Origin of the sequence: Streptomyces sp. NBC_00209 (assembly GCF_045206345.1) — a bacterium.
GTDB lineage: Bacteria > Actinomycetota > Actinomycetes > Streptomycetales > Streptomycetaceae > Streptomyces.
Genome location: NZ_CP108121.1, coordinates 3,677,327 through 3,700,761, shown reverse-complemented (window position 1 = coordinate 3,700,761; position 23,435 = coordinate 3,677,327). Strand labels below are relative to the sequence as shown.

General features: G+C 67.9%; 25 protein-coding genes and 1 pseudogene. 19 read left to right on the top strand and 7 right to left on the bottom strand.

What is annotated here, in order from left to right; translation table 11 throughout:
* Window positions 1–30 precede the first annotated feature (30 nt).
* Window positions 31–1,047 (top strand): ArsR/SmtB family transcription factor, encoded by a 1,017-nt coding sequence (locus tag OG867_RS16755; RefSeq protein ID WP_406286249.1) that lies wholly within the window; start codon window positions 31–33, stop codon window positions 1,045–1,047.
* Window positions 1,048–1,330: 283 nt separating this feature from the next.
* Here the strand turns inward: OG867_RS16755 and OG867_RS16750 are convergent, their stop codons facing one another.
* A complete protein-coding gene (locus OG867_RS16750) occupies window positions 1,331–2,026 on the bottom strand; it encodes a hypothetical protein (protein ID WP_225994950.1) in 696 nt (231 codons plus the stop codon).
* Between the two features lie 77 nt (window positions 2,027–2,103).
* Window positions 2,104–2,379, bottom strand: a complete 276-nt coding sequence (locus OG867_RS16745; protein ID WP_030595208.1) for a hypothetical protein — start codon at window positions 2,377–2,379, stop codon at window positions 2,104–2,106.
* A gap of 1,331 nt (window positions 2,380–3,710) precedes the next feature.
* Here OG867_RS16745 and OG867_RS16740 point away from each other — a divergent pair.
* Window positions 3,711–4,757 (top strand): ISAs1 family transposase, encoded by a 1,047-nt coding sequence (locus OG867_RS16740; RefSeq protein WP_406281429.1) that lies wholly within the window; start codon window positions 3,711–3,713, stop codon window positions 4,755–4,757.
* A gap of 688 nt (window positions 4,758–5,445) precedes the next feature.
* On the opposite strand, the gene OG867_RS16735 is transcribed toward OG867_RS16740, so the two are convergent.
* Window positions 5,446–6,300 carry a DUF4231 domain-containing protein gene (locus OG867_RS16735; protein WP_406286246.1) on the bottom strand — a complete coding sequence of 285 codons (855 nt, stop codon included), beginning with the start codon at window positions 6,298–6,300 and terminating at the stop codon, window positions 5,446–5,448.
* A gap of 426 nt (window positions 6,301–6,726) precedes the next feature.
* Here OG867_RS16735 and OG867_RS16730 point away from each other — a divergent pair, with 426 nt between their 5' ends.
* The 8 genes from OG867_RS16730 (at window position 6,727) to OG867_RS16695 (ending at window position 12,543) form a co-directional block, all read left to right on the top strand.
* Window positions 6,727–6,975 carry a hypothetical protein gene (locus OG867_RS16730; RefSeq protein WP_406286243.1) on the top strand — a complete coding sequence of 83 codons (249 nt, stop codon included), beginning with the start codon at window positions 6,727–6,729 and terminating at the stop codon, window positions 6,973–6,975.
* Complete coding sequence (locus OG867_RS16725) at window positions 6,972–7,373, top strand: DNA-binding protein (protein ID WP_406286241.1); 402 nt, start codon at window positions 6,972–6,974, stop codon at window positions 7,371–7,373. The genes OG867_RS16730 and OG867_RS16725 overlap by 4 nt, the downstream gene beginning before the upstream one ends.
* Before the next feature lie 601 nt (window positions 7,374–7,974).
* Entirely contained in the window at window positions 7,975–8,721 is a 747-nt protein-coding gene (locus OG867_RS16720) for a hypothetical protein (protein ID WP_406286239.1), read from the top strand.
* A gap of 129 nt (window positions 8,722–8,850) precedes the next feature.
* Window positions 8,851–9,099: a hypothetical protein gene (locus OG867_RS16715; RefSeq protein ID WP_406286238.1), complete on the top strand. Its 249-nt coding sequence runs from the start codon at window positions 8,851–8,853 to the stop codon at window positions 9,097–9,099.
* Window positions 9,096–9,497: a DNA-binding protein gene (locus OG867_RS16710; RefSeq protein ID WP_406286236.1), complete on the top strand. Its 402-nt coding sequence runs from the start codon at window positions 9,096–9,098 to the stop codon at window positions 9,495–9,497. The genes OG867_RS16715 and OG867_RS16710 overlap by 4 nt, the downstream gene beginning before the upstream one ends.
* Before the next feature lie 349 nt (window positions 9,498–9,846).
* Window positions 9,847–10,635 (top strand): hypothetical protein, encoded by a 789-nt coding sequence (locus tag OG867_RS16705; protein ID WP_406286234.1) that lies wholly within the window; start codon window positions 9,847–9,849, stop codon window positions 10,633–10,635.
* Between the two features lie 17 nt (window positions 10,636–10,652).
* Window positions 10,653–11,822, top strand: a complete 1,170-nt coding sequence (locus OG867_RS16700) for a sensor histidine kinase (protein ID WP_406286232.1) — start codon at window positions 10,653–10,655, stop codon at window positions 11,820–11,822.
* Window positions 11,823–11,850: 28 nt separating this feature from the next.
* Window positions 11,851–12,543 carry a response regulator gene (locus OG867_RS16695; protein WP_406286230.1) on the top strand — a complete coding sequence of 231 codons (693 nt, stop codon included), beginning with the start codon at window positions 11,851–11,853 and terminating at the stop codon, window positions 12,541–12,543.
* Between the two features lie 433 nt (window positions 12,544–12,976).
* Here OG867_RS16695 and OG867_RS16690 read toward each other — a convergent pair whose 3' ends face one another.
* Together OG867_RS16690 and OG867_RS16685 are read right to left on the bottom strand one after the other, a co-directional pair.
* The gene (locus tag OG867_RS16690; RefSeq protein ID WP_406286228.1) at window positions 12,977–14,095 is read right to left on the bottom strand and encodes a fatty acid desaturase family protein; all 1,119 of its coding nucleotides are present in this window, start codon (window positions 14,093–14,095) and stop codon (window positions 12,977–12,979) included.
* A 7-nt stretch (window positions 14,096–14,102) separates the two neighbouring features.
* A complete protein-coding gene (locus OG867_RS16685; protein WP_406290986.1) occupies window positions 14,103–15,113 on the bottom strand; it encodes a ferredoxin reductase in 1,011 nt (336 codons plus the stop codon).
* Window positions 15,114–15,244: 131 nt separating this feature from the next.
* Between OG867_RS16685 and OG867_RS16680 the strand changes: the two genes are divergently transcribed.
* The 3 genes and pseudogenes from OG867_RS16680 to OG867_RS16670 all read left to right on the top strand — a co-directional run.
* Window positions 15,245–16,384: a PucR family transcriptional regulator gene (locus OG867_RS16680; RefSeq protein WP_406286226.1), complete on the top strand. Its 1,140-nt coding sequence runs from the start codon at window positions 15,245–15,247 to the stop codon at window positions 16,382–16,384.
* A 125-nt stretch (window positions 16,385–16,509) separates the two neighbouring features.
* The gene (locus OG867_RS16675) at window positions 16,510–16,848 is read left to right on the top strand and encodes a thioredoxin family protein (protein WP_406286223.1); all 339 of its coding nucleotides are present in this window, start codon (window positions 16,510–16,512) and stop codon (window positions 16,846–16,848) included.
* A 231-nt stretch (window positions 16,849–17,079) separates the two neighbouring features.
* Window positions 17,080–17,448: pseudogene (locus tag OG867_RS16670) on the top strand (ATP-binding protein); the annotation flags it as partial.
* A 48-nt stretch (window positions 17,449–17,496) separates the two neighbouring features.
* On the opposite strand, the gene OG867_RS16665 reads toward OG867_RS16670, so the two are convergent.
* Complete coding sequence (locus tag OG867_RS16665; RefSeq protein ID WP_406286220.1) at window positions 17,497–17,988, bottom strand: YdeI/OmpD-associated family protein; 492 nt, start codon at window positions 17,986–17,988, stop codon at window positions 17,497–17,499.
* Between the two features lie 372 nt (window positions 17,989–18,360).
* Between OG867_RS16665 and OG867_RS16660 the strand changes: the two genes are divergently transcribed.
* From OG867_RS16660 to OG867_RS16650, 3 genes are all read left to right on the top strand, one after another.
* Window positions 18,361–18,564, top strand: coding sequence for a cold-shock protein (locus OG867_RS16660; RefSeq protein WP_020113641.1), 204 nt, complete (start codon window positions 18,361–18,363; stop codon window positions 18,562–18,564).
* A 253-nt stretch (window positions 18,565–18,817) separates the two neighbouring features.
* Window positions 18,818–20,236, top strand: coding sequence for a DEAD/DEAH box helicase (locus tag OG867_RS16655; RefSeq protein ID WP_406286217.1), 1,419 nt, complete (start codon window positions 18,818–18,820; stop codon window positions 20,234–20,236).
* Between the two features lie 116 nt (window positions 20,237–20,352).
* On the top strand, window positions 20,353–20,664 hold the full coding sequence (locus OG867_RS16650) for an SCO5918 family protein (protein WP_328901021.1): 312 nt from the start codon (window positions 20,353–20,355) through the stop codon (window positions 20,662–20,664).
* 85 nt (window positions 20,665–20,749) lie between these two features.
* On the opposite strand, the gene OG867_RS16645 is transcribed toward OG867_RS16650, so the two are convergent.
* The gene (locus OG867_RS16645) at window positions 20,750–21,109 is read right to left on the bottom strand and encodes a hypothetical protein (protein WP_328901022.1); all 360 of its coding nucleotides are present in this window, start codon (window positions 21,107–21,109) and stop codon (window positions 20,750–20,752) included.
* 673 nt (window positions 21,110–21,782) lie between these two features.
* On the opposite strand from OG867_RS16645, the gene OG867_RS16640 reads away from it, so the two are divergent.
* From OG867_RS16640 to OG867_RS16630, 3 genes are all read left to right on the top strand, one after another.
* Window positions 21,783–22,121 (top strand): MerR family transcriptional regulator, encoded by a 339-nt coding sequence (locus OG867_RS16640; RefSeq protein WP_328901023.1) that lies wholly within the window; start codon window positions 21,783–21,785, stop codon window positions 22,119–22,121.
* A 136-nt stretch (window positions 22,122–22,257) separates the two neighbouring features.
* On the top strand, window positions 22,258–22,998 hold the full coding sequence (locus tag OG867_RS16635; RefSeq protein WP_406286214.1) for a GPP34 family phosphoprotein: 741 nt from the start codon (window positions 22,258–22,260) through the stop codon (window positions 22,996–22,998).
* 34 nt (window positions 22,999–23,032) lie between these two features.
* A complete protein-coding gene (locus OG867_RS16630) occupies window positions 23,033–23,380 on the top strand; it encodes a hypothetical protein (protein WP_406286212.1) in 348 nt (115 codons plus the stop codon).
* Window positions 23,381–23,435 lie beyond the last annotated feature (55 nt).

Below are 23,435 nucleotides of genomic sequence, written 5' to 3'. Positions count from 1 at the left end.
GCACGCGGAATGGATTTACCCTGATACTTAATGATTCGTTTCCGTCTCGGCGTGGCCGACCTCGCGGCGACCTCGTTCGCGTACTCGCCGTTGCAGGAGACCGTTCTCAGCCTGCGCATGTGGAATGGCCACGCGCGGCGCTTCCCGGCGCTGCGCGAGACCTTCAACGGCCTCCGCCCGGCCTTCGAACGCCTCGACCACGTTCTGCTGACCTCGCTGGTGGCCCGCCGCCGGTACTGGGTCCCCGATTTCCTCACCCCCCGGCCGCACACCTCGGCACCCGACGTCCGCCGTGAGTTCGACGCGCTGCGCGCCACCGACCCGGCCGTGGTGCGGGCGGGCCTGGAGCAGACGTTCCTGCCGCTGGGCGAGCCGGTCCCGGCCAGACTGGCCGACGCCTGGGGGGACCCGGCCCGCCTGCTCACCGACATCGCCGACGCCCTGGAGGAGTACTGGGTGGAGTGTCTGCGGCCCGTCTGGTGGCCCAGGGCCAAGGCCGTGCTGGAGGCCGACATCGCGTACCGCTCGCGCGTCCTGGCCGAAGGCGGCGCGGACGCCCTGTTCGCCGGAATCAGCTCACGACTGTCCTGGGCGGAGGACATGCTCACCATCGAACGCAGTGGTCCGTGGCCCTCTCCGTCGACCGAGATCCCGATCGACGGACGCCGCCTGCTGCTGACCCCCAGTTGCTTCGCGGACGGCGTCTCCACCATGCTCAACTCCCAGGCGCTGCCGCACATCGCCTACGGCACACGCGGCCTGGCCACCCTCACCGAACACCCCGAGCCGCCCGCCCCCCAGGCCCTGGAACGGCTCCTGGGCTCTCCCCGTGCGCGCCTGCTGACCCTCCTGGCCGAGCCTGCCTCCACCACGGAGCTCGCCCACCGTCTCGGCGTCACCCCCGCCGCCATCAGCCAACACCTGTCCGTCCTCCGAGCAGCCCACCTCCTGGAGCGAACCCGCCACGGGCGCCACGTCCGCTACCGGCACAGCGCGCTCGGCTCAGCCCTGTGCGAACCCCATCCCACCCACGGCTCCGACGACTGAGCACCGATCCTCGGGTCCCGATCCCCTCCGGCCGCCATGCTCCTCGCCGCCACACCGCAGGCCGTGCCACAACGTGCCAGTAGCGGCGGTGAACAGCGGTCAACAAAGGGAGGCAGAGAGCCGTCGGAACGAGACGCTCAGAGGGCGTTCCTGCAGGTCAGACTCTAAAGTAGCGCTCAAGCGCCGAGTGATTCCCAAGCTCAGAGCGCGAGTTCGATTCTCGTCACCCGCTCTTTAATGAAGGCCCAGGTCAGTGACCTGGGCCTTGTTTCTGTTCCGGCTGCTACGGCTCTGCGTCGAGGACTCGGGCGGCTTCGCGAGGGTCCATCAGGTTGGACCAGGCTTGTTCGGCGGGGAGCAGGTCCCGCTCCGGCAGGGCGTATTCGGGGTACCAGCCGTCGGCCTCACAGCCGGGGACGTTGCGCAGGATCAAAGTGGCGAGGTTCGGCGGGACCGAACCCGTGATCCGCACCGCGAGGTAGGTTTCGTGACCGTCGTCGGCGCGGACCTGAAGGCCGATGGTGAAGGTGTCGAAATCCACCGTGTGCTCCTCGCCGTCCCGGAGGGTAGAACGGCTCAGGGTCAGAACCGTGGTCCGGAGCCGCCTGACGAAACGCACTCCCGCTTCGGCGCGATAGCGGACGTGGTCGTCGCGAGTGGGGAGCAAGTGGGCGGTGTACGTGGCGGACTTGAGTGCGTCGGCGTTGCCAGCGTTGTAGCGGGTTCGGGCGGTCTTGCCGTCAGCTTCGAGAGCGGCGTAGAAGTCGTCGGTGGAGCCGTCCTCGCGGCGGCCGGCCGCCACCAGCCACGGAAGATCGGCGTCCACCCAGACCGCCCCGCGCCAGCGCTGGACCTTCACCTTGAACAACACCTGGTCATCGACAGCGCGAATGCGCTCATGCTTGGCATCGTCCGCCGCGAACTGCTCGGCGGTCTTCGCCAGGATCGGGTGCTCGATCCCGTCGAGGGGGTCGGTCACCGCCGGCAGGGGGAGTCCGAGGTCATCGCATAGGCATCGCAGGGTGGGCCTGGCGGGACGCATCGCAGCGGGACCAGTCATTCGTCGATCCCGCCGACCGCGTCGATCTCCTCCGATGTCAGCCCGGTCAGGAGCATGACGTCCGACTTCAGGGAGCCGTCCAGGACGCTGAGCGCCTCCACCATGCCCTCACGCAAATCCTCACGCCTCTGGTCCAGATAGACCCGTACCGCCTCCGCGACCAGGTCCTTCTTCGTCAGGCCCAGGAAATGCGCGCCCTGGCTGATCAACTTGTCCGTCGCCGGGTCCACCTTGAGCGGCGACTGCCGGGGCGGCTTCGAAGCCGTGGTCATAAATCCCACCTCCACATCTACGGTACCTTAGTACCTCACATTGCCTCGATGTTGACCGCAGTGAGACGCGGTCCGCCGACCGCCCGTATCGCCAGGGATGAAATCGCACGACGGCAAGCGCCTGATCCAGCACGGTGACGCTTCCCCGCTCACGGCACGGCGGCATCGATCACCCTCGTGCCCCATCCGTGCCCTTCGGAGCGGATAGCAGCGGTCAAGTACGGTGGCCAGAGACCACACCAGCCTCGACCGATCCAGCCAAACATGCAGGTCAGAGCGACTACTGCCGTTCAAGAACCGTTGATTCCCAAGCTCAGAGCGCGAGTTCGATTCTCGTCACCCGCTCTACATGAAAGCCCCAGGTTGATGGCCTGGGGCTCTTTTGTTGTCTGGACCGGACTACTCGCGCCATGATCGCCGCGCGCCCGATCCATTTCTCGCTGTCGCTGCTTTGGCCAGCGAATGTAGACGCCAATGCGGCCACCCACGCTTTCCGCGAAGAGAACCTGGGATCAGGGGTTGCGCGGCTAACTCCCGTCTGCCGCATGGTCGGCGAGGCCCGTCGCACTGGCGAGCCGTACCCATATCGCAGGAGTGCTGCCACTGTGTCCGCACTCTTCGACAACTTCCTGATTCCGATTGCAGTCGGTCTGGCTGTCACCTTTCTCGGCGCCATGATCGGCTGGCTGTGCCGGCGTCGCTGGACGGCCCCGGCACCTGCCCCGTGTACTACGCCGCTTCAGCCTGCTTGGAACCACCGGCGCCGACGGCTCAGTTCGTCACCACGAGACCACTCGGGCTCCCGGTAGCGTCGTCACCCTTCGGTTTGGCGACCCGTCGCAACGCTTCGAGCTCACCGATGCCCCACTCAGCGACGGCACGTACGCGGCCGAACCCCTCAACCATCTGTGATACGCGCAGAGCACGGAGTGTGTGGCCGCGAGCGTCATCGGAATTACGATCAACACAGGTCAAGCGTGAGCAGGTGGCGGCTGCCGTGCGGTTTCGGCAGGGCTGATCAGGCAGGGTCATTGCACGAAGAGGATCAGTCCGGTTCGCCGGTCTCGGGTGTGACGTGACGTCATGGACCGTTGTGGGGCGGGATGTCCCCGGAAAGCAGTGCAGGCACGGTGGTCGGTGATCATGTGGTTGTCGAAGACCCATGAGAACCGAGCGAGACCGTGCCTGCCCGAACATCATCGCCCATGCCCGCCGGGCTGGGTAATCTGGCCCTACCGAACCCTCACGTCACCCTGCAGGATGCCGCTGACCTGCGGCGCTTCCTGATATGGATACCGGATCCGCGCGGCCTGCGAGGACGGAGGTATCCGATGCTCCCGCTGCTGTGCGCGGCGGCCGGCGCGGTTCTGGCCGGCGCGCGTTCCCTGATCGCGATCGGCGAGTGGATCGATGACGCCCCGCAGTCCGTCCTGGGCCTGCTCGGCTTTCCGGCGGATCCGCTCACCGGGGTGCGGCCCACGCCGCATGCGGCCACCGTCCGGCGTCTGCTCCAGCGCCTCGACGGTGACGCGCTGGACGCCGCGATCGGCGCATTCCTCCAGGCCCGAGGGCAAGCATCGCCACCGGACGAGCCGCCGAAACTGCGGGCGGTCGCGGTCGACGGCAAGACCGTCCGCGGATCCCGCACCGCCACAGCCACGGCGATCCAGTTGCTGGCCGCGATGGACCACCACGGCGTGGTCCTGGCCCAGCGGCAGATCGCTTCCAAGAGCAACGAGATACCGGCCTTCGCTCCGCTGTTGGACTCCATCGAGCTGATCGGCACCGTGATCACCGGCGACGCGCTGCACACGCAGCATGCCCACGGCCGCTACCTCCGGACACGCGGCGCCCACTACCTGGCCATCGTGAAGAAGAACCACCCCGGCCTGTATGCGCAGGTCAGGAAGCTTCCCTGGGCGGATATCCCGCTGGACCACCGCACCCGCGACCGTGCCCACCACCGTGACGAGATCCGTCGCCTCAAGGTCGCCGCCTTCCGGCATCTCGACTATCCCGGCGCCTGCCAGGCCGTCCAGATCGTCCGGTGGCGACGGGAGTTGAGCACGGGGAAGCTGACGATCGAGCGGGTCTACGTGATCACGAGTCTGGACGTCTTCGACGCCACCCCGGCCGAACTCGCCTCCTGGATCAGAGGTCACTGGGGCATCGAGAACCTCCTGCACCACGTCCGTGACCGGACCTTCCGCGAGGACGACTCCAAGGTCCGCACCGGACACCTGCCCCGCACCATGGCCGGCCTACGCAACCTCGCCATCAGCATCTTCCGGCAGAACGGCGATACCAACATCGCCGCCGCCCTCCGTCACACCGGCCGCGACTACCGGCGGCCCCTGGCAGCTCTCGGCCTTACGTGATCAACCCGGACAGATCGCGATCACGCAATGGCCTTGGCTGATCAGGCACCGCCTGAGAGTGAAAGACGCGAAGTGATTCTCGCTACCACTCGTCATGCGTACCTGTGTGAGCCCCCGTACCCGCTCCTACCGTCTTCCGGTCCGCGCGAACGGCACGCATCTGTAGCGGCCGCCGCTCACATTCTCCGCCGGGCGACCAAAGTCGGGCCGCTTCCGATCTTGAAAGCGGCCCGCTGGTATCAGCATCCCTCAGGGGGCCGCGACGCGTTCGGACGCTGCTGGTAGATGAGAGATGCGGCGTCGACTCCCGGCGGTAATCTCCATTCAACTACGTGAAGTCCCGATATTTCTATCAGTTCCTCAGGTATCCCCAACCGGAACAAAGGGGTCGCCCCGTACCTTCCCAGCCACGCGGAGCGCCTGGCCTTTTCCTTCAGTTCCAGGGCCGCCCAGCAATCAAGGCTGACCCCCGGCGCATCTCTACTCGCCCCCTGTCGCACCACAAGGCTCCATACGAACGGGGCATTGCCGGGGTCTTGCGCAAGGGAAACGAGACACCAAGCAACCATGGGTGACAGGGAAGGCCCATGCGCTTTCCTCAGCCGCACAGCACGCCACTGCCACCGTGGAGCCAACATCCATCGACTGCTCCACCCAAGCCCTTTTCGAAAGGAAGAAGAGCGCACCCTCATCCCGCCCGCTCCTCGCCCGAGGAACTGGACTGCTCAAGTTGCAGTTCACGCTTCCGCTGCTCCTCCTTGAGGCGTTCCACGAAGCCTGCATACTTCCGGAGACGCTCACCTTCGGTAAGACTGGCGCCACCTGCACCACTATATTCATCCAACATAAACTGCGAAGCATTATAATGCTTTTCGATTTCATCCGCAGTCGACTGCAAGTTATATCCGCGCTCGCGAAACTTGAAGTATCCAGTCACACCCGCGGAGATTCCGACCAAGGCGCTCAGTGTCGACGCAACGAGCCGAAGGGCAAGGTTGGCCCCTTCGTTCATTGCCGTAAGGGTGGAGGTAGCAATCGAACCGGTAATGATAATGAGCTGAAAGAAATTATGGATGCGGCGATTATTATTGGCAGATTTCCGATACTGGGCAACAAGGTCGAGCGATGCCTCCCGATAAATACGAAGCCCGGACGACGAGTCGAGAGGTAGGCAGGCCGCCGCCGTCTGGCGATCCTGCAGAGCGTTGCGCAGGTCACCGGCACGACTGACAACAACCTTGCCGTTTTTCAGGAGCAGCCAGGACATTGCACCAATGAGGCCGACCACGACCAGGAGGCCAACATAGCGGGCGAAGATCGGCTTGGTCTGCCACAGACCTACAACGACTGTATAGCCCAACAGGCAGGAAAGCAGGAGCGAGCCCGCAAGGCATAGCCAGTAGACACGCTGAAACAGCTTAGACGCTCTGAGTTCGGATTCAATTTGATCGAACTCTCTGACTCGATTTCGATAACCCTCCTGAAGCCGCCGCTCTTCCGCTTCCGGAAGAGATGATCCAGCAACACCGAATTCAGCCGTCATAAGCCCCCCACTCTCCTGTCAATCAAAGTAGGGGAAGTAAAGGGCTCGGGCGCCTCACAGGCAAGGGCAGCCAGACGGCCACTCGCCCATAGTCCAAATCACCTCTCGCCGTATCTGGCTGGTCTTCAACCATCCGAACAGGTGATTCCCTCACGAACGAGCAATCAGGGCCGAATATCGACCCCTCCCCAGGGGGGTAAATCGAACAAACTTACATGGCTATTGGGTGCGGCAGCCGCGCTCGCATCGCCCCCTCCGACCGACCTGGGGCACACCCCACAAGACTCGGGCGCGGCCAATCACCGTGCCGCGGCCGGCCGGCGAGCGACCGCCCCCATGTCTCCACTCAGAGCATCCGGTCGCAGCCATCACTGCTAAGACCAAGGACCTGGGTCGACGCATGCATACTCCAGTATGCTTAGGCTCATGCCCTCAACGACTCGCATCACTGTCACGCTCCCCAGCGACCAGGTGGCGGAGCTCCGCAAGCTCACGGACAACGTCTCCGGTTACGTGGCGGAAGCCGTGGCCCGTCAGATTCGGCACCAGCTTCTGGGCGACGACCTTCGCCGGCATGAAGAGGAGCACGGAGGCTTCAGCGACGAGGAGCTCGCCGAGGCCCGTGCGAAGATCTTCGGTGCCGTCGGCGCCTCCAAAGACGCGGACGCCGCGTGAGCGAACGCATCGAAACCGTCGTCCTGGACTCGGAAGGGCTCTCAGCCTGGATCGCGCAGGACCGCAAGCTCCTCGCGATGCTTCAGGTCTTCCACGACATGGGAGCCGACCTGGTCATCGGGGCCAACACCATCGTGGAAGTGACCCACTCCCGTAGCAACATGCCTCGCCTGAACTGGACCCTGTCCCGCATCAAGGTGGAGCCCGTCACCGAACAGGCGGCGAAAGCGGCGGCTGAGCTCCTCAAAGGCGCCGGACTGCACGGGCACAAGTACGCCATCGACGCCACCGTCGCCGAGGTTGCACTCCGCCAGCCGAAACCCGTTGCCCTGCTGACGTCCGACAGCGACGACATGACCAAGCTCTGCGGCAACCAGGTTCGCATCATCCCTCTCTGACCAGCCGGCCCGATCGGATCGCGCGTCGCACTGCCGGCTCTCGTGCCCCTAACCGTGCCCAGCGGAGGGGACAACAGCGGTCAGATACGGCTCCCAGAGGCTGGGAGCCGCCGACCTGATCAATTGGAAACCGCAGGTCAGAGCCCCTGCAACAGCCTGGGAGCCGTTGATTCCCAAGCTCAGAGCGCGAGTTCGATTCTCGTCACCCGCTCCATGAAAAAGCCCCAGGCCAGCGGCCGGGGGCTTCTTTGTTGTCTGGACCAGTTCAGGTGTCTCATGCCATATCTGTGCCAGATGCCGGGTCGTCCGCCGCTTCACGCCGGGCCCACACGGGCCGGTCGAGGCCGGCCGCAACCTCGCGCTGCCGCTCCAGGCGAGAAAGGCCAACAGAACGACGAACCGCATGCCCGCTTCCGACGTGATGGCCCCTTCAGCACGCCTGCCTGTGGTCAGCTCCGCGGCCTGGCTGGCACAGACGGTGAGATCGTTCAGATCGACGCCCTTTCGACATGGTTCAGCCTCTTCCTGGGGGGCCAAGAGGTCCATCCGCACCGCCGTAGACCATGAGAATTGCATCCGACGTCTGGTCTAGGTTTTGCCTGTGAACCACAGCCGTTCCAACCTCGGCGCACCCTGCGAGCCCTTCTTGCCGCCGTACCAGGTAGTCCTGTCGGAGACCGAGTGGGGTTCGCTCGAGACGCCCTTCGGGAACGGTGAGGATCTTCCCGAGGCCCTCACACGACTGCTGACGCCCGACCCCAAGGTTCAGGTCAACGCCCTGTCAGAGCTGGGTGAGATGGTCGGCCACCAGAACACGATCTACGAAGCCACTGCCCCCGCCGCCATGTATGTCGCCGGCATCCTCACCCACCCGGCGGCTACGACCCCCCGGCCCTATCGCAACGTCCCCATTCGCGCGGCGCTGTTGAACTGGTTGGCTTCCACGGCCTACGACGCCTCCGACGAAATTGTGGGCCGCACGGAGCAGTACTTCCCTGGATTCCTCGCCCCCGGCACCATCGTGGCGTCCTTCCGAGACCTGCGCCCGATGCTCTATCGGGCTGTCTCGCCCTTCCTCCGAGACAGCCACGAGGACGTGCGTGAAGCCGCTGTTATCGCCGCACTCATCCTTGCCGAGCACTCCGCGCTTGCCGGGCACCGCGATCACCTCGCCGTGCACGCGCGCGCCATCCTGGACACCAGCGGCGAGGAGCCCAACCGGCGTGTTGCCCGGAAGGCGCTCGAAGCGTGGGGCCACGGCGCCCCCGATTCCGAGCCTTTGCTGGAGGAGTCCTGGGCCTGGGGGCCACACAGTGATGGCCCCAGCTATCTCGAACCTCCCTTCTGACCGACACGCGCATGGTCGGCGGGCTCGTACTCCAGCACCGGAAACCGCACCCTCCGGTGGCGAAACCTTGACCGGAAGGATCGGTGCCACAAACCCAAGCCTGCGTGCATACTCCAGTATGCTTGACGTATGTCCTCAACGACTCGCATCACCGTCACGCTTCCCAGCGATCAGGTGGCGGAGCTCCGCAAGCTCACGGACAACGTCTCCGGCTATGTAGCGGAAGCCGTGGCCCGCCAGATCCGCCACCAGCTTCTGGGCGACGACCTTCGCCGGCATGAAGAAGAGCACGGACGCTTCACCGACGAGGAACTCGCCGAGGCCCGTTCGAAGATCTTCGGCTCCGCCAGCTCCTCAACGGACGCGGACGCCGCGTGAGCGAGCGCATAGAAACCGTCGTCCTGGACTCGGAAGGACTCTCCGCCTGGATCACGCAGGACCGTAAAATCCTCGCGATGCTGCAGGTCTTCCACGACATGGGAGCCGACCTGGTGATCGGGGCGAACACCATCGTGGAAGTAGCCCACTCCCGTACCAACATGCCCCGCCTGAACTGGGCCCTGTCCCGGCTCAAAGTGGAGCCCGTCACTGAGCAGGCGGCGAAAGCGGCGGCTGAGCTACTCAAAGGCGCCGGGTTGCACGGGCACAAGTACGCCATCGACGCGACAGTCGCCGAGGTCACGCTCCGCCAGCCGAAACCCGTCGCCCTGCTGACCTCCGACAGCGACGACATGACCAAGCTCTGCGGCAGCCAGGTCCGCATCATCCCTCTCTGACCAGCCGGCCCGCCCGGATCACGCGGCGCACTGGTGGCTCTCGTGCCACACCCGTGCCCAGCACAGGGGACAACAGCGGTCAGATACAGCTCCCAGGGACTGGGAGCCGACGACCTGACCAATCAGAAATCGCAGGTCGGAGCCACTTCAACGCCTTAGGAACGGTTGATTCCCAAGCTCAGAGCGCGAGTTCGATTCTCGTCACCCGCTCCACAGCGAAGCCCCAGGTCAGAGACCTGGGGCTTCGTCGTCGTCCCGATGGTCGGACCACGGTCCGATGCGGGCGCGGCGGGAGGATCGGACCGTGCTCCGATGCGAAGGGTGCCGTCCGGCCGGGATCGTTCACGGCATGACGACAACGACACGGAGCACATCCGCCGTACATGGCGCCGTCTCTCCGGCCAAGGCCCGGCTTCTGCCCGTGGCGTGGGACGGTGACGCGCCCTTTCCCGGGCGGTGGGTGGGCGGAATGTCGCTGGTGGCGGCACCTCTGCTGCTGGGGGCCGGAGTCCTGCTGCGGCTGCCTTTCCACTTCTTCTTCCCGGAACAGCTCGCCGCCCGCGTCGAGCACCCCGGACTGATCGCGGTCTCCTACGGCGCCTTCGCGGCGGGGACAGTCCTGCTGTGGCCGGGCCTCGCCGTGCTCGCGGTACGGATCGGCCGTCGCAGTCCCGGAATGGCTCTGTGGGGCGGGGTCCTCGCCGTGCTGGGGCTCTTCGCACGGACGTTCCACGCCGGCGTGGACCACCTCGCCTTCCAGTTCGCCGACCGGCAGGGGGCGGAGGCCGCCGCCCTGTTCGTCGGGGAGACGTACAGCGCCTTCCACATCTTCAGCGCCCTCAACATTGCGATCATGGCGGGCTGGCCGGTCCTCGCCGCCGGGGCCTGGCGGGCGCGCGTGCTGGGTCCCGTCCGGGCGTCGGCCCTGGCGGCCACCGCCGTGCTGCCGCTCGGCGTGCTCAAGGGCACCACACCGCTGTCGGTGGTGGCCGTCGCAGGTCTCTGCCTCGCGCTCGTCCCGCTGGGCGTCACCGTGCTGCGCGACGGCCCGGCGCCCGGCCGGGCCACGGCCCGGCGCTGGACCCTCGCCGTCACCGCCGCACTGGCTCTCATGACCCTGGTCGGACGGGCTGGTTGACGATGTACGGTCGGACGATGCGTGTCCCCCGGCGGATGCACGGCGTCCATCTGCTCACGCTCGACCTGGCGACCGCACTGTTGATCGCCGTCGTGTACGTCGGCTTCACCCGGATGCCGCACGACGGGGCCCAGCCCACCTACTCGGGGCCGGCATGGGCGGGCGTGCTCGTGGCCGCGGCGGTCGGCCTCCCGGTCGCGGTTCGCCGGCTCTGGCCCGTACCGGCCGCGGCGACAGCCCTTGCCGGAGCCTCCGCCGCCATCCTCCTGGACATCACGCGCGAGCCGTGGACCGCGGCTGGCCTCACTCTTTACATGGTCGCTCTCACCGTGCCCCCGCAGCGCTCGGTGCCGGTACTCGCCGTCTCGCTAGTCCTCGCGGCGACCGCCGTCCTCACCGGGGAGGCGGCCGTCACCCCTGCCGAGACCTGGAGCGGGGCGGTCGGTGTCGTCGCCATGGTCTGGCTGGTCCTCGGCGGCGGCTGGGCGGCGGGCTTCGCCGTACGAGCTCGGCGGGCCCGGGAGGCCGATCGCGCCGCGCACCGCGCCGAACGCGCCCTCGTCGAGGAACGGTTGCGCATCGCACGGGAGTTGCACGACATCGTGTCGCACAGCCTCAGCCTGATCGTGGTGAAGGCGGGCGTCGCCGGGCACGTGGCCCAGCACCGCCCGGAGGAGGCCGAAGACGCTCTGCGCGTCATCGAACAGACCGGCCGGGCCGCCATGACCGAGATGCGCCGCACCCTGGGCGCGCTCCGCACCGACCCGGAATCGATCCCGCTGGGCCCGGTGCCCGGCCTCGACGCACTCGGCGGACTGGCCGACCAGGCACGACGGGCAGGTGTGGACGTCGACTTGGACGTCCGGGTGCCGGACGGCGGCCTGCCCGCGGGCATGGCCCTGGCCATCCACCGGATCGTCCAGGAGTCCCTCACCAACGCGGTGAAGCACGCGGCCCCCGCCCGCTGCCGGGTGACGGTCGAGGCCGACCTCCACGAGGTGCGCATCGACGTCACGGACGACGGCATACGAGGTGCCGACCGCGAACGGGCGGGAGGTCACGGCCTGATCGGCATGCGGGAGCGGGCGTTGACGCACGGCGGGACGTTCAGCGCCGGCCCGCGCCACGAAGGGGGTTTCGCGGTCTCCGTCCGCCTGCCGCAGGACGGTACGAGGACGACGATGTGAAGGAAGAAAGAGACGCAGGGAGGACGGCGTGACGGGCGTGACCCGGGTGCTCGTGGTCGACGATCAGGTGTTGCTGCGCGGCTCCTTCCGGATCCTCGTCGAGAACGAACCCGGCCTCACCGCCGTGGGAGAGGCGGGCGACGGTGCGGCGGCTGTCGAGCTCGCCCGCCTGCACCGTCCGGACGTGGTCCTGATGGACGTCCGGATGCCGGTCATGGACGGGATCGAGGCGACCCGGCTGATCTGCGGCTCTCCCGAGACCGCCGACGTACGGGTGTTGATCCTGACCACGTTCGACCTGGACGAGTACGTCTTCGCGGCCCTGCGGGCCGGTGCCGCGGGCTTCCTCCTCAAGGACTCCCCGCCCGCGGAGGTGCTGGCCGCCGTCCGGGTCGTCGCCGCGGGCGACTCCCTGCTGGCCCCGTCCGTGACCCGTCGCCTCATCGAGGAGTTCACGCGCCGTCCTGGCCCGGCCCCCTGCCGCGACGCCGCGCCGCCGGCGGGGGTGACGGAACGCGAGCGCGAGGTCCTGGAGCTGATCGCACGGGGCCTGTCGAACGACGAGATCACGACACGTCTGCACCTGAGCATGGGCACGGTGAAGACCCACATCGGCCGCCTGCTGTCCAAACTGGCCGCCCGCGACCGCGCCCAGCTGGTGATCGCGGCATACGAATCGGGAGTCGTGTCGCCCTCCGACGGCGGCCTGGGAACTCACTGAGGGAGAGCCCCGGAGCAGGGCGCACTGGGGTCCAGCCCCGCGCGCCGACGTGCCCCATCCATGCCCTTCGGAGCGGTGAACAGCGGTCAGAACGAGTACGTCCGGTTACCGCCATGGGCCGTCCATGAAAGCGTTTCCGCAGGTCAGATGACTAGTAGCCCCATCGTGCGCCGGTGATTCCCAAGCTCAGAGCACGAGTTCGATTCTCGTCACCCGCTCCATGAAAATGCCCCAGGCCAACCGTCCGGGGCTTTCTTGTTGGCCCGGAGCGGAACGCGGACGCCCCCGCTGTGCTTCGCTTCTCCGTGCCGTCTGCGGAGTGATCGAGGAGCGAACCGCCGGTGCAGCCGTACAGAATGCCGCTCCACCCGGTCTTCCTGAAGTCATGGTCCAACCTCGTCGCCCTTCTCATCTGCCCTGTGCGGCCGGGGAGTCAGGCGGCGATGAGGTCCTGCTCACGGTCCGGCGTTCCGACCTTGGGCTGCTTGTTCGGCAGGGCGAGCCGGAAGACCTTGTGCCACGCGGAGAACACCTGCTTGGGCAGCGGGCCGGTGACGTACTCCAGCTCGTACTTCTCGAACAGCGCGCTCACCTTCACCGCGACTTCGGCGTACCGGTTGCTCGGCAGGTCCGGGAACAGGTGGTGCTCGATCTGGTGCGACAGGTTGCCGGTCATGAAGTGCATGGCCTTGCTGCCGCTGATGTTCGCCGAGCCCATCATCTGGCGCAGGTACCACTGGCCGCGCGTCTCGCCCGTGATCGACCGGCGTTCGAAGACCTTTACGCCCTCGGGGAAGTGCCCGCACATGATCACCGAGTGGGTCCAGACGTTGCGGACCACGTTCGCGGTGAACGTGGCGGCGAGTGTGGTGAGGAACGACGGGCCCGACAGCAGCGGGTGGATCACGTAGTCCTTGAGCACCTGCTTGCGGATCTTGCGGCCCACGGCCCTGGCCCGCGCGCGGAACTCCGGGTTCTTACGGCGGCGCTTGTGGAGGTTCTTGCCGAGCTCCAGGTCGTACGCGGCGATGCCGTACTCGAAGAAGCAGGCGTTGAGGAAGTTCCACAGCGGCTGGCCGAGATGGAAGGGGTGCCACTTCTGGCCCTCGTCGACGCGCATGATGCCGTAGCCGAGGTCGTTGTCCTTGCCGATCACGTTGGTGTACGTGTGGTGCAGCTCGTTGTGCGAGTGCTTCCACTGATCGGACGGCGAGACGTGATCCCACTCCCAGGTGGTGGAGTGGATCTTCGGGTCGCGCATCCAGTCCCACTGGCCGTGCAGGACGTTGTGGCCGATCTCCATGTTGTCCATGATCTTCGCCACGGACAGCCCGGCGGTGCCGATCAGCCACGCGGGCGGGAAGATCGAGAACAGCAGCACACCCCTGCTGACCAACTCCAGCTTGCGCTGCGCCGAGATGACCCGCCGGATGTAGGCGGCGTCCTTCTCGCCGCGGTCGGCGATCACCTCGTCGCGGATGGCGTCCAGCTCGCGGCCCAGTTCCTCGATCTGCTCCGCGGTCAGGTGGGCGGTGGGGTCGATGGCGGTCAAGGTGTTCCTACCGTTCGATGTCGCAGGGGCCCGCCGCGGCGGACACACAGGTCTGGATGAGGACGCCCGGCTCGGCCTCGGTGATCTCGCCGGTACGCAGGTCGCGGACAGCGCCGGCCTTGAGCGGCGTGACGCACCCGAAGCAGATGCCCATACGGCACCCGGAGGGCATGAGCACGCCGATCTCCTCGCCGATGTCCAGCAACGGCGTAACACCGTCCGCGCCGGTGGTCTTGCCGGTGACGCTGAACGTGACCTCGCCGCCGTCGCCGGCGACGACGATGCCGGGGCGGAAGCGTTCGGTGTGCAGGCGCTCATGGACGCCGTGCTCTCTCCAGTACTCCTCGGCGGCGTCGAGCAGACCTGCGGGCCCGCACGCCCAGGTATCGCGCTCGGCCCAGTCGGGCACGAGTTCTTGGAGACGGGCGATGTCGAGCTTGCCGTCCGTGTCGGTGTGCACCTCGGTGAGCCGAAGCTTCTTGTCCGCGACCAGGCTGTGCAGTTCCTTGCGGAAGATCACGTCCTGAGGCTGTGGCGCGCAGTGGACCATGACGACGTCGTCGAGTTCGATATCGCGCAGCATGCCCATCACGGGCGTGATGCCGCTGCCGGCCGTCAGGTAGAGCACCTTGGCGGGCTTGGCCTGCGGCAGGACGAAGTCACCGGTCGCCTGGTCGAGCTGGATCAGCGTGCCCGGTTTCACCCTGCGGACCAGGTGGTTGCTGACCTTGCCGTCCGGGATCGCCTTCACGGTGATCGTGACACGGCCGTCCCGGCGGTTTGTAGGCGAGGTGATGGAGTAGGCACGCCACAGGCGCACCCCGTCGACGTCGACCCCGACCCTCACGTACTGGCCGGCTGTGTGGCCGCGCCAGCCCCGCCCCGGCCTGATCACGACAGTCGCGGCGTCATCGGTCTCGGAGTGCACGGCCTCGATGCGCCCACACAGGTCAGCGCCCGCACGCAGCGGGCTGACCAGGTCGAGGTAGTCCGACGGCAGCAGCGGCGTCGTGACCATCTCCAGCAGTTTCCACGCCCTGCCGCGGAGGGCTGTACTCGTCATGACTCCAGCTTGCTGCGCCTCCAGGCGTAAAGTCCTGACCACAGGACGTAAATCTGGTCGGCTGAATTGTTCGCAGGGAACAAAAAATGAGCTATGCAATCCGGAGGGCCAGCGAACTGACCCTGGATGAGACGACGGTCACCGCCCTTCGGAGCGCGCTCAAGACCACCGCCGACGAAGTCGTCCAGGCGATCATCGACGAGGTTCCCCCCTACGCCCATGCCTTGTCGGGCCGCATGGGCGCCAGCATCCGCAGAGCCGTCCGCACCGCCCTGGGGCACTACCTGGACCTTGCGAGCGGGAATGCCACAGGCGGCGACGCCGGGGACGCCGCCTACGAGCTGGGCCGCGGCGAGGTGCGCGACGGCCGTTCCATGGACGCCCTGCTCAGCGCCTACCGCGTCGGCGCCCGGGTCGCCTGGCGATGTCTGGCAGCGGGTGCCGTACCCGCGGGTCTGCCCGCCGCCGAGGTCGCAAAGTTCGCCGAGCTGACCTTCGCCTACATCGACGAGCTCTCCGCCGCGAGCGCCGCGGGCCACGCCGACGAACTCGCCGCCCGGGGCAGAGCCCACGAGCGCCACCTGGAACACCTGGCCCGCGACCTCCTCGGCGGCGCGGGCCCGGACGTGCTGCTGGCCTCCGGCCAACGGGCCAGGTGGCAGCCTCCGGTTTCGCTGACCGCCGTCCTGCTGCCCGCCGCCCAGGCCCGGCCTGCCTACCGGACACTCGACCCGAGCACCCTCGTCCTGGACGATCTGCCGGATGCCACCGGTGTGCTCCTCGTCCCCGACGCCGACCGATCGCGTCTCCTACGGCAGCTGACCGACCGCGCCGCCGTGGTCGGCCCGGCCCGGCCATGGACCCGCGCGTCCGCCTCGTACGCACGAGCTCTACGCGCGCGCTCCCTTTCCTCCGACATTCGCGACACCGAGGACCACCTGCCCGACCTGGTGCTCAGCGCCGACGTGGACGCGTTCGCAGACCTGCGCGCCCGAGCCCTCGCACCGTTGCAGACCCTGCCTGCCGCAACCGCACGACGGCTGGAGGAGACGTTGCGAGCGTGGCTGCTGCACCAGGGCAGGCGGGACGAGGTCGCGGCGGCGTTGTTCGTCCATCCCCAGACGGTTCGATACCGGATGTCGCAGCTGCGGGAGCTGTTTCCCGATCTCGCATCACCACACCGGGTCCTTGAACTGACGCTGGCGGTCGGTCTCCGGGTCCGCTGACGCGCCGTACCGCGGTGGCCCGTACCTCCCTCCCGGCAGCCGGTCGGAGGACCGGCCAGGGCCGACCTGCCACACCGCGCGAGGGATGATGGGATGGAGTACGAAACGTGAGGTCAGGAGCTCCCATGACGAAACTGGTTCACCGACCTCGTGAGGACGCGGAGTTCGATTTCATCCTCGGGATAAGCAAGGTTCCGGTTCTCGCATACTTCACCGGGGCATGGCCCAAGGCAATCGAGCCCTGTCGGGTGATGGATGTCGTCGTGGGCGACATCGCCGCCGCCTACACGGGCCGCCTGACGGTCGTCCGCACCGACATCACGCGTTGCCCGGCGGTAACCGAGCGATACGGGATCACCGGAGCCCCGACCTGCCTCCTGCTGAAGGAGGGAGCGGCGGTGGCACACAGCACGGGGCCAATGACCATCGACGAGGTACGGAAGTTCCTGGACGATCACCTCTGAGCCGCTGCGGCACCCTGACCGCCTCTTCTCGTCGCGCTCGAAGCGGACGCGGGCGATTGGCAGCCCATCGCCCGCCTTACCACCGCAGGGCCGTTCGATTCTCGTCACCAGCTCCATGCCCGCCGTGACCGGCATGACCACCACTGCTCGACCGCCAGCATCTCTCCGCCCCTCATGTAGGAGTCGAGCACCGTCATCTTCTGCCCCGGGGTCAGTACGAGTGCCGCGGATCAGCGGGGCACCGAACTGGTGGTGCTGCCGTTGAATCCGGCAGAGGTCGCCACGATGCTCGATCTGCCGCCCGCCGACGCCTTCGACGCCTACCTGATCTCCGGCGGTCTCCCGCTCATCCTGGAGGAATGGCCACAGGGCGCCGGGCTGTGGGACTACCTCGAACTGGCCCTGCGCAGGCCGACCTCCGCCCTCCTGGTCAGCGGCGAGCGGTCCCTGGCTGCCGAGTTTCCCGCCGAGGCGCAAGCTCGCACCGTCCTGGGCGCCATCGGTCACGGCGAGCGCACCTTCACCCTGATCGGCAGAGCCGCCGGCGGCCTCAACCCCAGCTCGGTCTCCCGCTCGCTGGAGCTCCTCACCTCCCGCCGGAAACGCTCCCGGCGGCACAGACCACGACGTACAGAAAACGTTGTGTCGTCACGCTGGGGCCCCAGTCGGCGGCCCAGGTGGGGAGTTCGGGCAGCGTACGTCCTGGGTGGCGCGCAGGGTGGTGATGGCCTTTTCGATGCGGCGTTGGCGGGTTTCGGGCTTCTTCGCGTTCTCGATGGCGCGCACGTGTTCGCGCTTGTGGCTGTAGGCGAGGTTGTCGTACGCGGTGCGGGCGGCGGGTTCGTCGTCCAGGGCCTGGGCGAAGTCCGCGGGCTCCACGACGACGCGGGGTTCGGTGTCGAGCTTCAGCTCGACCTCGACCTCCTCGCCGGTCCCGATACCGGCGGCCTGCCGGTTGGCCTTGCTGAGGCCGAGCAGGTGGCGGCCGCGAAGGAGGGCGACCCGACTCTTCCAGGAGTGCCCGTTGACCGTGATGATCACCGGCGGCCGCGCTCCCCCGTCCAGCGCAGCCATCACCTCGGGCGGGACCTCCAGGCCCCGCATGGGCTCAGGTGGTTCGACGTGGGCCCGAAACTTCATGGAGTCCCTCCTGACTGTTCCACGGATGACCATCACGTTAGGGACGTGCCGAGGGGAGCGCTTCTCGATTCCTGACCGGCCGGGACCACTCCATACCTCTGTCGGCCGTCTCAGAATTTAGCGGTCCGTACCAGGAGGGTTTCTGTTGTGGCGTGCGCGGGAAAATGTCGGGCGCACATAAACCCTTCCCGACGTGCTACGGTCGGAGTCAGTTGCAGTTGTGGTACCCAAAAAAACTTCAGGCGCCTCAGGCCGACCGTAGGTCGCAGAGGGGCGCTTAGTATTTCCGGTCATTTCCGGGCAGGGCATCATCGCGGCGACAACGGGGTCCGTAAAGTGCGGATTCCGGTGTACTGCCCAAAGGAGATTGACATGGCTACTGGCACCGTGAAGTGGTTCAACGCGGAAAAGGGTTTCGGCTTCATCGAGCAGGACGGTGGCGGCCCTGACGTGTTCGCCCACTACTCGAACATCGCCGCCCAGGGCTTCCGCGAGCTCCAGGAGGGCCAGAAGGTGTCCTTCGACATCGCCCAGGGCCAGAAGGGCCCGACGGCCGAGAACATCGTCACCGCCTGACGCCGGCGCGCATAAGTAGCTGGGGCCCGCATCCCTCGGGGTGCGGGCCCCAGCTACTTTCTTTTTCTTGGCGATTTACAGCCACGGGAACGCCGGGTTTCCTCCCGCGTACCATCCCTCATTTTTTCCCTTACGCCGGCACGGAGCTTCCTCCGGCCGCGTTCGCATTTCATTCGGTCCGTGCCTGCGATTCCCCGCGCCGCTCTTTCGCTGTGGAATTCCTTGATGCGTGCCGTATCAAGGAAGGTTCAGCATGAACCCCACGCGCACGAACAGCCGGTCCGGTCCGGTTCGAGGCCGTCGCTCCGGCTCATCCGTCCCGAGCCGTTCGAGTGGCCGGCGGCCCGTCCCGATGCGGGGAGAGTTCGCCCTGCCCAAGACGATCACCCCGGCGCTGCCCGCGGTCGAGGCGTTCAGCGACCTCGACCTGCCGGGGAGCCTGCTGGCCGCGCTCACCGCGCAGGGGGTGACGACGCCGTTCCCCATCCAGGGGGCGACGCTGCCGAACTCCCTGGCGGGCCGTGACGTTCTGGGCCGCGGCCGGACCGGCTCCGGCAAGACGCTCGCCTTCGGCCTGGCCCTGCTGGCCCGCACCGCCGGTCAGCGCGCCGAGCCCCGTCAGCCGCTGGCCCTGGTCCTCGTACCCACCCGAGAGCTCGCGCAGCAGGTCACCGATGCCCTCACCCCGTACGCCCGGGCCGCGAAGCTGCGGCTGGCCACCGTCGTCGGCGGGATGTCGATCGGCCGGCAGGCGCATGCGCTGCGGGGCGGTACCGAGGTCGTCGTGGCCACCCCCGGCCGCCTCAAGGACCTGATCGAACGCGGCGACTGCCGGCTGGACCGGGTCGCGATCACCGTTCTGGACGAGGCCGACCAGATGGCCGACATGGGATTCATGCCGCAGGTCACCGAGCTCCTGGACCAGGTCCGCCCCGGGGGCCAGCGCATGCTGTTCTCCGCGACTCTGGACCGTAACGTCGACCTCCTGGTCCGGCGGTACCTCACCGACCCCGTCGTCCACTCCGTGGACCCCTCCCAGGGCGCGGTCACCACCATGGAGCACCACGTCCTGCACGTGCACGGTGCCGACAAGCACCGGCTGACGACGGAGATCGCGGCGCGCGAGGGCCGGGTGATCATGTTCCTGGACACCAAGCACGCGGTGGACCGCCTCACCCAGCACTTCCTGGCCAGCGGGGTCCGTGCCGCCGCTCTGCACGGGGGCAAGTCGCAGCCGCAGCGCACCCGCACCCTCGCCCAGTTCAAGACCGGGCACGTCACGGTGCTGGTGGCGACGAACGTCGCGGCGCGCGGGATTCACGTCGACCACCTCGACCTCGTCGTCAACGTGGATCCGCCGACCGACCACAAGGACTACCTGCACCGAGGCGGCCGTACCGCGCGGGCCGGCGAGTCCGGCAGCGTCGTCACCCTGGTCACCAGCGGCCAGCGGCGCGAGATGACCCGTCTCATGGCGGCCGCCGGCATCGTGCCCCGTACCACCGAGGTCCGCTCCGGCGAGGCGGCGCTCAGCCGGATCACCGGTGCCCGGACCCCCTCCGGCGTCCCCGTGACGATCACGGCGCCGGCCCCCGAGCGGCGCAAGCGCGGCGCGTCCTCCGCCGGTCGGCGCGGGAGCGGGCGGCGGTCCGTCACGGGCGCGGCGGCCTGAGCCCGCCCTGACGGCCGAGCAGACCACGTGCCGGCGGCCCGCCGGTCTCCCTGAAGCGTCTCCCCTCTGAAACGTCTCCGCACGGAGACATCCCCTTTCTCTCCCTGTGAGGCATCGTGCGCTGTGTCATCGCCCGCTTCCCGTTCGAGCTCACCAAGAGCGGTGTCCTGGACTCCATGAAGGGCGTCAAGCCCGAGGAGGTCGTCGGCGACTCCGTGACCATCGGCCGCCGCACCTACCCCGTCAAGCAGGTCGGTGAGGCCGTCACCCGCCAGGACCGCCGCGACTTCAGCTCCGACGAAGTCCTCCGGGCGATGACCAAGCTCGGCTTCACCTGCCACAGCGCTCCCCGGACGGCCACGCACGCCCCGGCCGTCAGCCCGCTCCAGCACGCCTCCGCGATGCTCGGCAGCCCGGCGGCCGTCTGACGGGAAGCGCGAGCCGAAACCTGAGCAGTCGGAAGGGCCCGACCGGTACACACCGGTCGGGCCCTTCCGCGTACCGGTGGGTTCGTCAGTGCTCGGAGTACGTGAAGTCGCCCATGGTCCAGGCGCTGATGTCCTCGATCGCGACGCGGTACATCCCGCCCGTCTCCGGGATCCCCACCGTGCCCTGGAGGATCCGCGCCATGTGGAAGTGCAGATAGGTGGGCGGCCCCTCCCTCCCGGCCGTAGCGGTGAACATGGCGGAGAACTCGCCCAGGCGGGCCGAGTCCGTCAGGACCTCCGACACCCGCTGCCGCCACACGGCTTCGGGCGCCAGGCGGCCGGTGATGACGGCACCACCGGCGACCACGGTCAGGGACATCTGGTTGCTGTGCCCGGACTCCACCAGCGTGGCGACGTCAACGAGCAGCTCGTCAGGCTTCGACATGAGAGCCGATCTTATGCACGGGTCGCCCCGTCGTCCCCTGGCCCCTGGCCCCTCGGACAAGGCGATCGGCCACGGGGCGGCCGACACCTCGGGGGCGAGCGATTAGCTCCTTGGAGTGAACCCGAAAATCTATGGCGGCCAGAGTAGACATTGCGCACCGGCACGGTTAGGGTTTTTTTCGTAACCCAGAGAGACAGTGATCTCCGGCAGAAACGGACTGCCGGTAGTGGACGTAGTCGCAGGACGGTGCGGCGGTGGAGTTTCGAAGCCAGGGTTGTTGTGACGGCGACGGGACTGGCAGCCGGACCGGGTGGCCCGCAGCGAGGGGCCGCCGGAGCGGGACCGTCGGCACGGCAGTCGCGGCGCCCGTGAACGCAGTACGCAGTACCCGCTGATAAAAGTTGATCACCGCAAGAAGAACGGAGGAGCCCGCGCCATCAGGATCGACCGGGACGGCGTCTTCGGCCCGCCCGGGTACCGCAGGACATCGATAGTGAGGTGGTCTCCGGTCAAGCAACCGCGATCCCCGCACCCCCGACAGCAGTCAGGTCGGAGCTGCGGATACAGAAGGCCGGTGCCGTGTCCGGGCCGGCAGGTGGTGTAGTAGTTCCTTCGGGGCCTTGGTGCCATGTGGCGCCAAGGCCCCTCCACGCGTTCCACAAGAGAGGTGCAAGTGACAGCAGACGACTCGTACGGCCGTCTTGACGATGACGACTACCCCGCCTACACGATGGGCCGGGCCGCCGAGATGCTCGGCACGAGCCAAGGCTTCCTCCGCGCCATCGGCGAAGCCCGTCTGATCACCCCACTGCGTTCGGAAGGCGGCCACCGCCGCTACTCCCGCTACCAACTGCGCATCGCCGCCCGCGCCCGCGAACTGGTCGACCAGGGCACGCCCATCGAGGCCGCCTGCCGCATCGTCGTACTGGAAGACCAACTGGAAGAGGCGCAGCGCATCAACGCCGAGTACCGCCGCGCGACGGAATCGACGGAGCCGCCGCGCGAGGACTGAGGCGGCGCCGGGCTGTGCGGGCGCTCGTCGGGGGCGCCCCGCCCGTCACCCTCTCCACGCCCCGCCGCTGACCCTGATTCGCGAGTGCGTGCGAGCATGGGGTGTTGTCCGTCGCGGCCTGGGGGGTCATGTCGTCGTGTTCGTACCGCACTTCACGCTTCCGGAGGAGTTGTTGCTGCTTGCGTACGATCCCGTCGAGGGGCGGGTCGTGTGCCGGCCGCGCGCTCTGCGGCTCGGGATCGCGGGGGCCGTGGCCGCCGAGTTGGTGCTGGCCGGGCGGGTCGTGGTGCGGGACGGGAAGATCGTCGTGTCCGGTGCGCCGGGGATCGGGGACTCGTTTCTCGATGTGGCGCTGGCCGGGGTCGCCGGCCGTCGCAAGGGGCACAAGCTCCAGCGGTGGGTGCGCGATACCGCGGGCGTGAAGACCAGTGCGGGCAGGACGGACGAGGTGTGGCGCCACCGGCTCGTCGCGCGCGGGGCCCTGCGCGAGGAGCGGACCCGGGCCCTGGGGGTCATCGCGCAGCGCCGCCACCTCGTGGGGCCCGACGACCGGACGTCGCCCGCGCGCGAGCGGGTGTCCGCCGTGGGGCACGGGACGACCGACGACGAGCGCGCCCGGCTGTTGGCCGCGCTCGTCGGGGCGACGGGGCTGGCCGGAAACGTACTGCCGGGGGACGAGTTGCTCCAGCCGCGCAGCGAGGTGACGGCCTCCGTCGGGGGGGACCCCATAGCCCGGACCGTACGGGACCTGATCCGCGAGCGGGAAGGAACGCCCGGGCGCGTACGCGGCGGCGAGTCGCTGCCCGAGAGCACGGGCTCGGGCTGGAACCCGCTGAGCTGGATCTTCGACGGGGACGGCGGCGATGGCGGGGACTGAGGGCGGGCGCGGTCCGCGTCGTAGCCTCGCGTCCATGCACAGCAGCCTGACGGCCCACGCGCGATGCCTGTACGGGGACGAGTACGGGCCCACCCCCGTATGCGGGCTGGAACACCACGAGCACTACTTCATCGAGGAGCTGACGTTCGCCGACGCGGGCGCCATCCTCGCCCTGCTGCGTGAACTGGCCCCGAGCATCGTGGATGGCTGCCTGCCCGTGTGGGTACGCAACCTCGCCTACCGGCTGGTGCTGTTGCAGCGTCCGGACGAACCGGCGCTCCTGCGGGAGGCGGCTCAGAACCTCTGGCTGCACGGCCCGGACTGGGACGACGTGGCCGCCGGGCTCGCGGAACGGGCCGATGCGCTGGAGGCGTCGCGTTGATGACCCCTCACTCGTGCTCGCCATCGGCCGCACCTGACGGAGCCGGGCGGCCCGG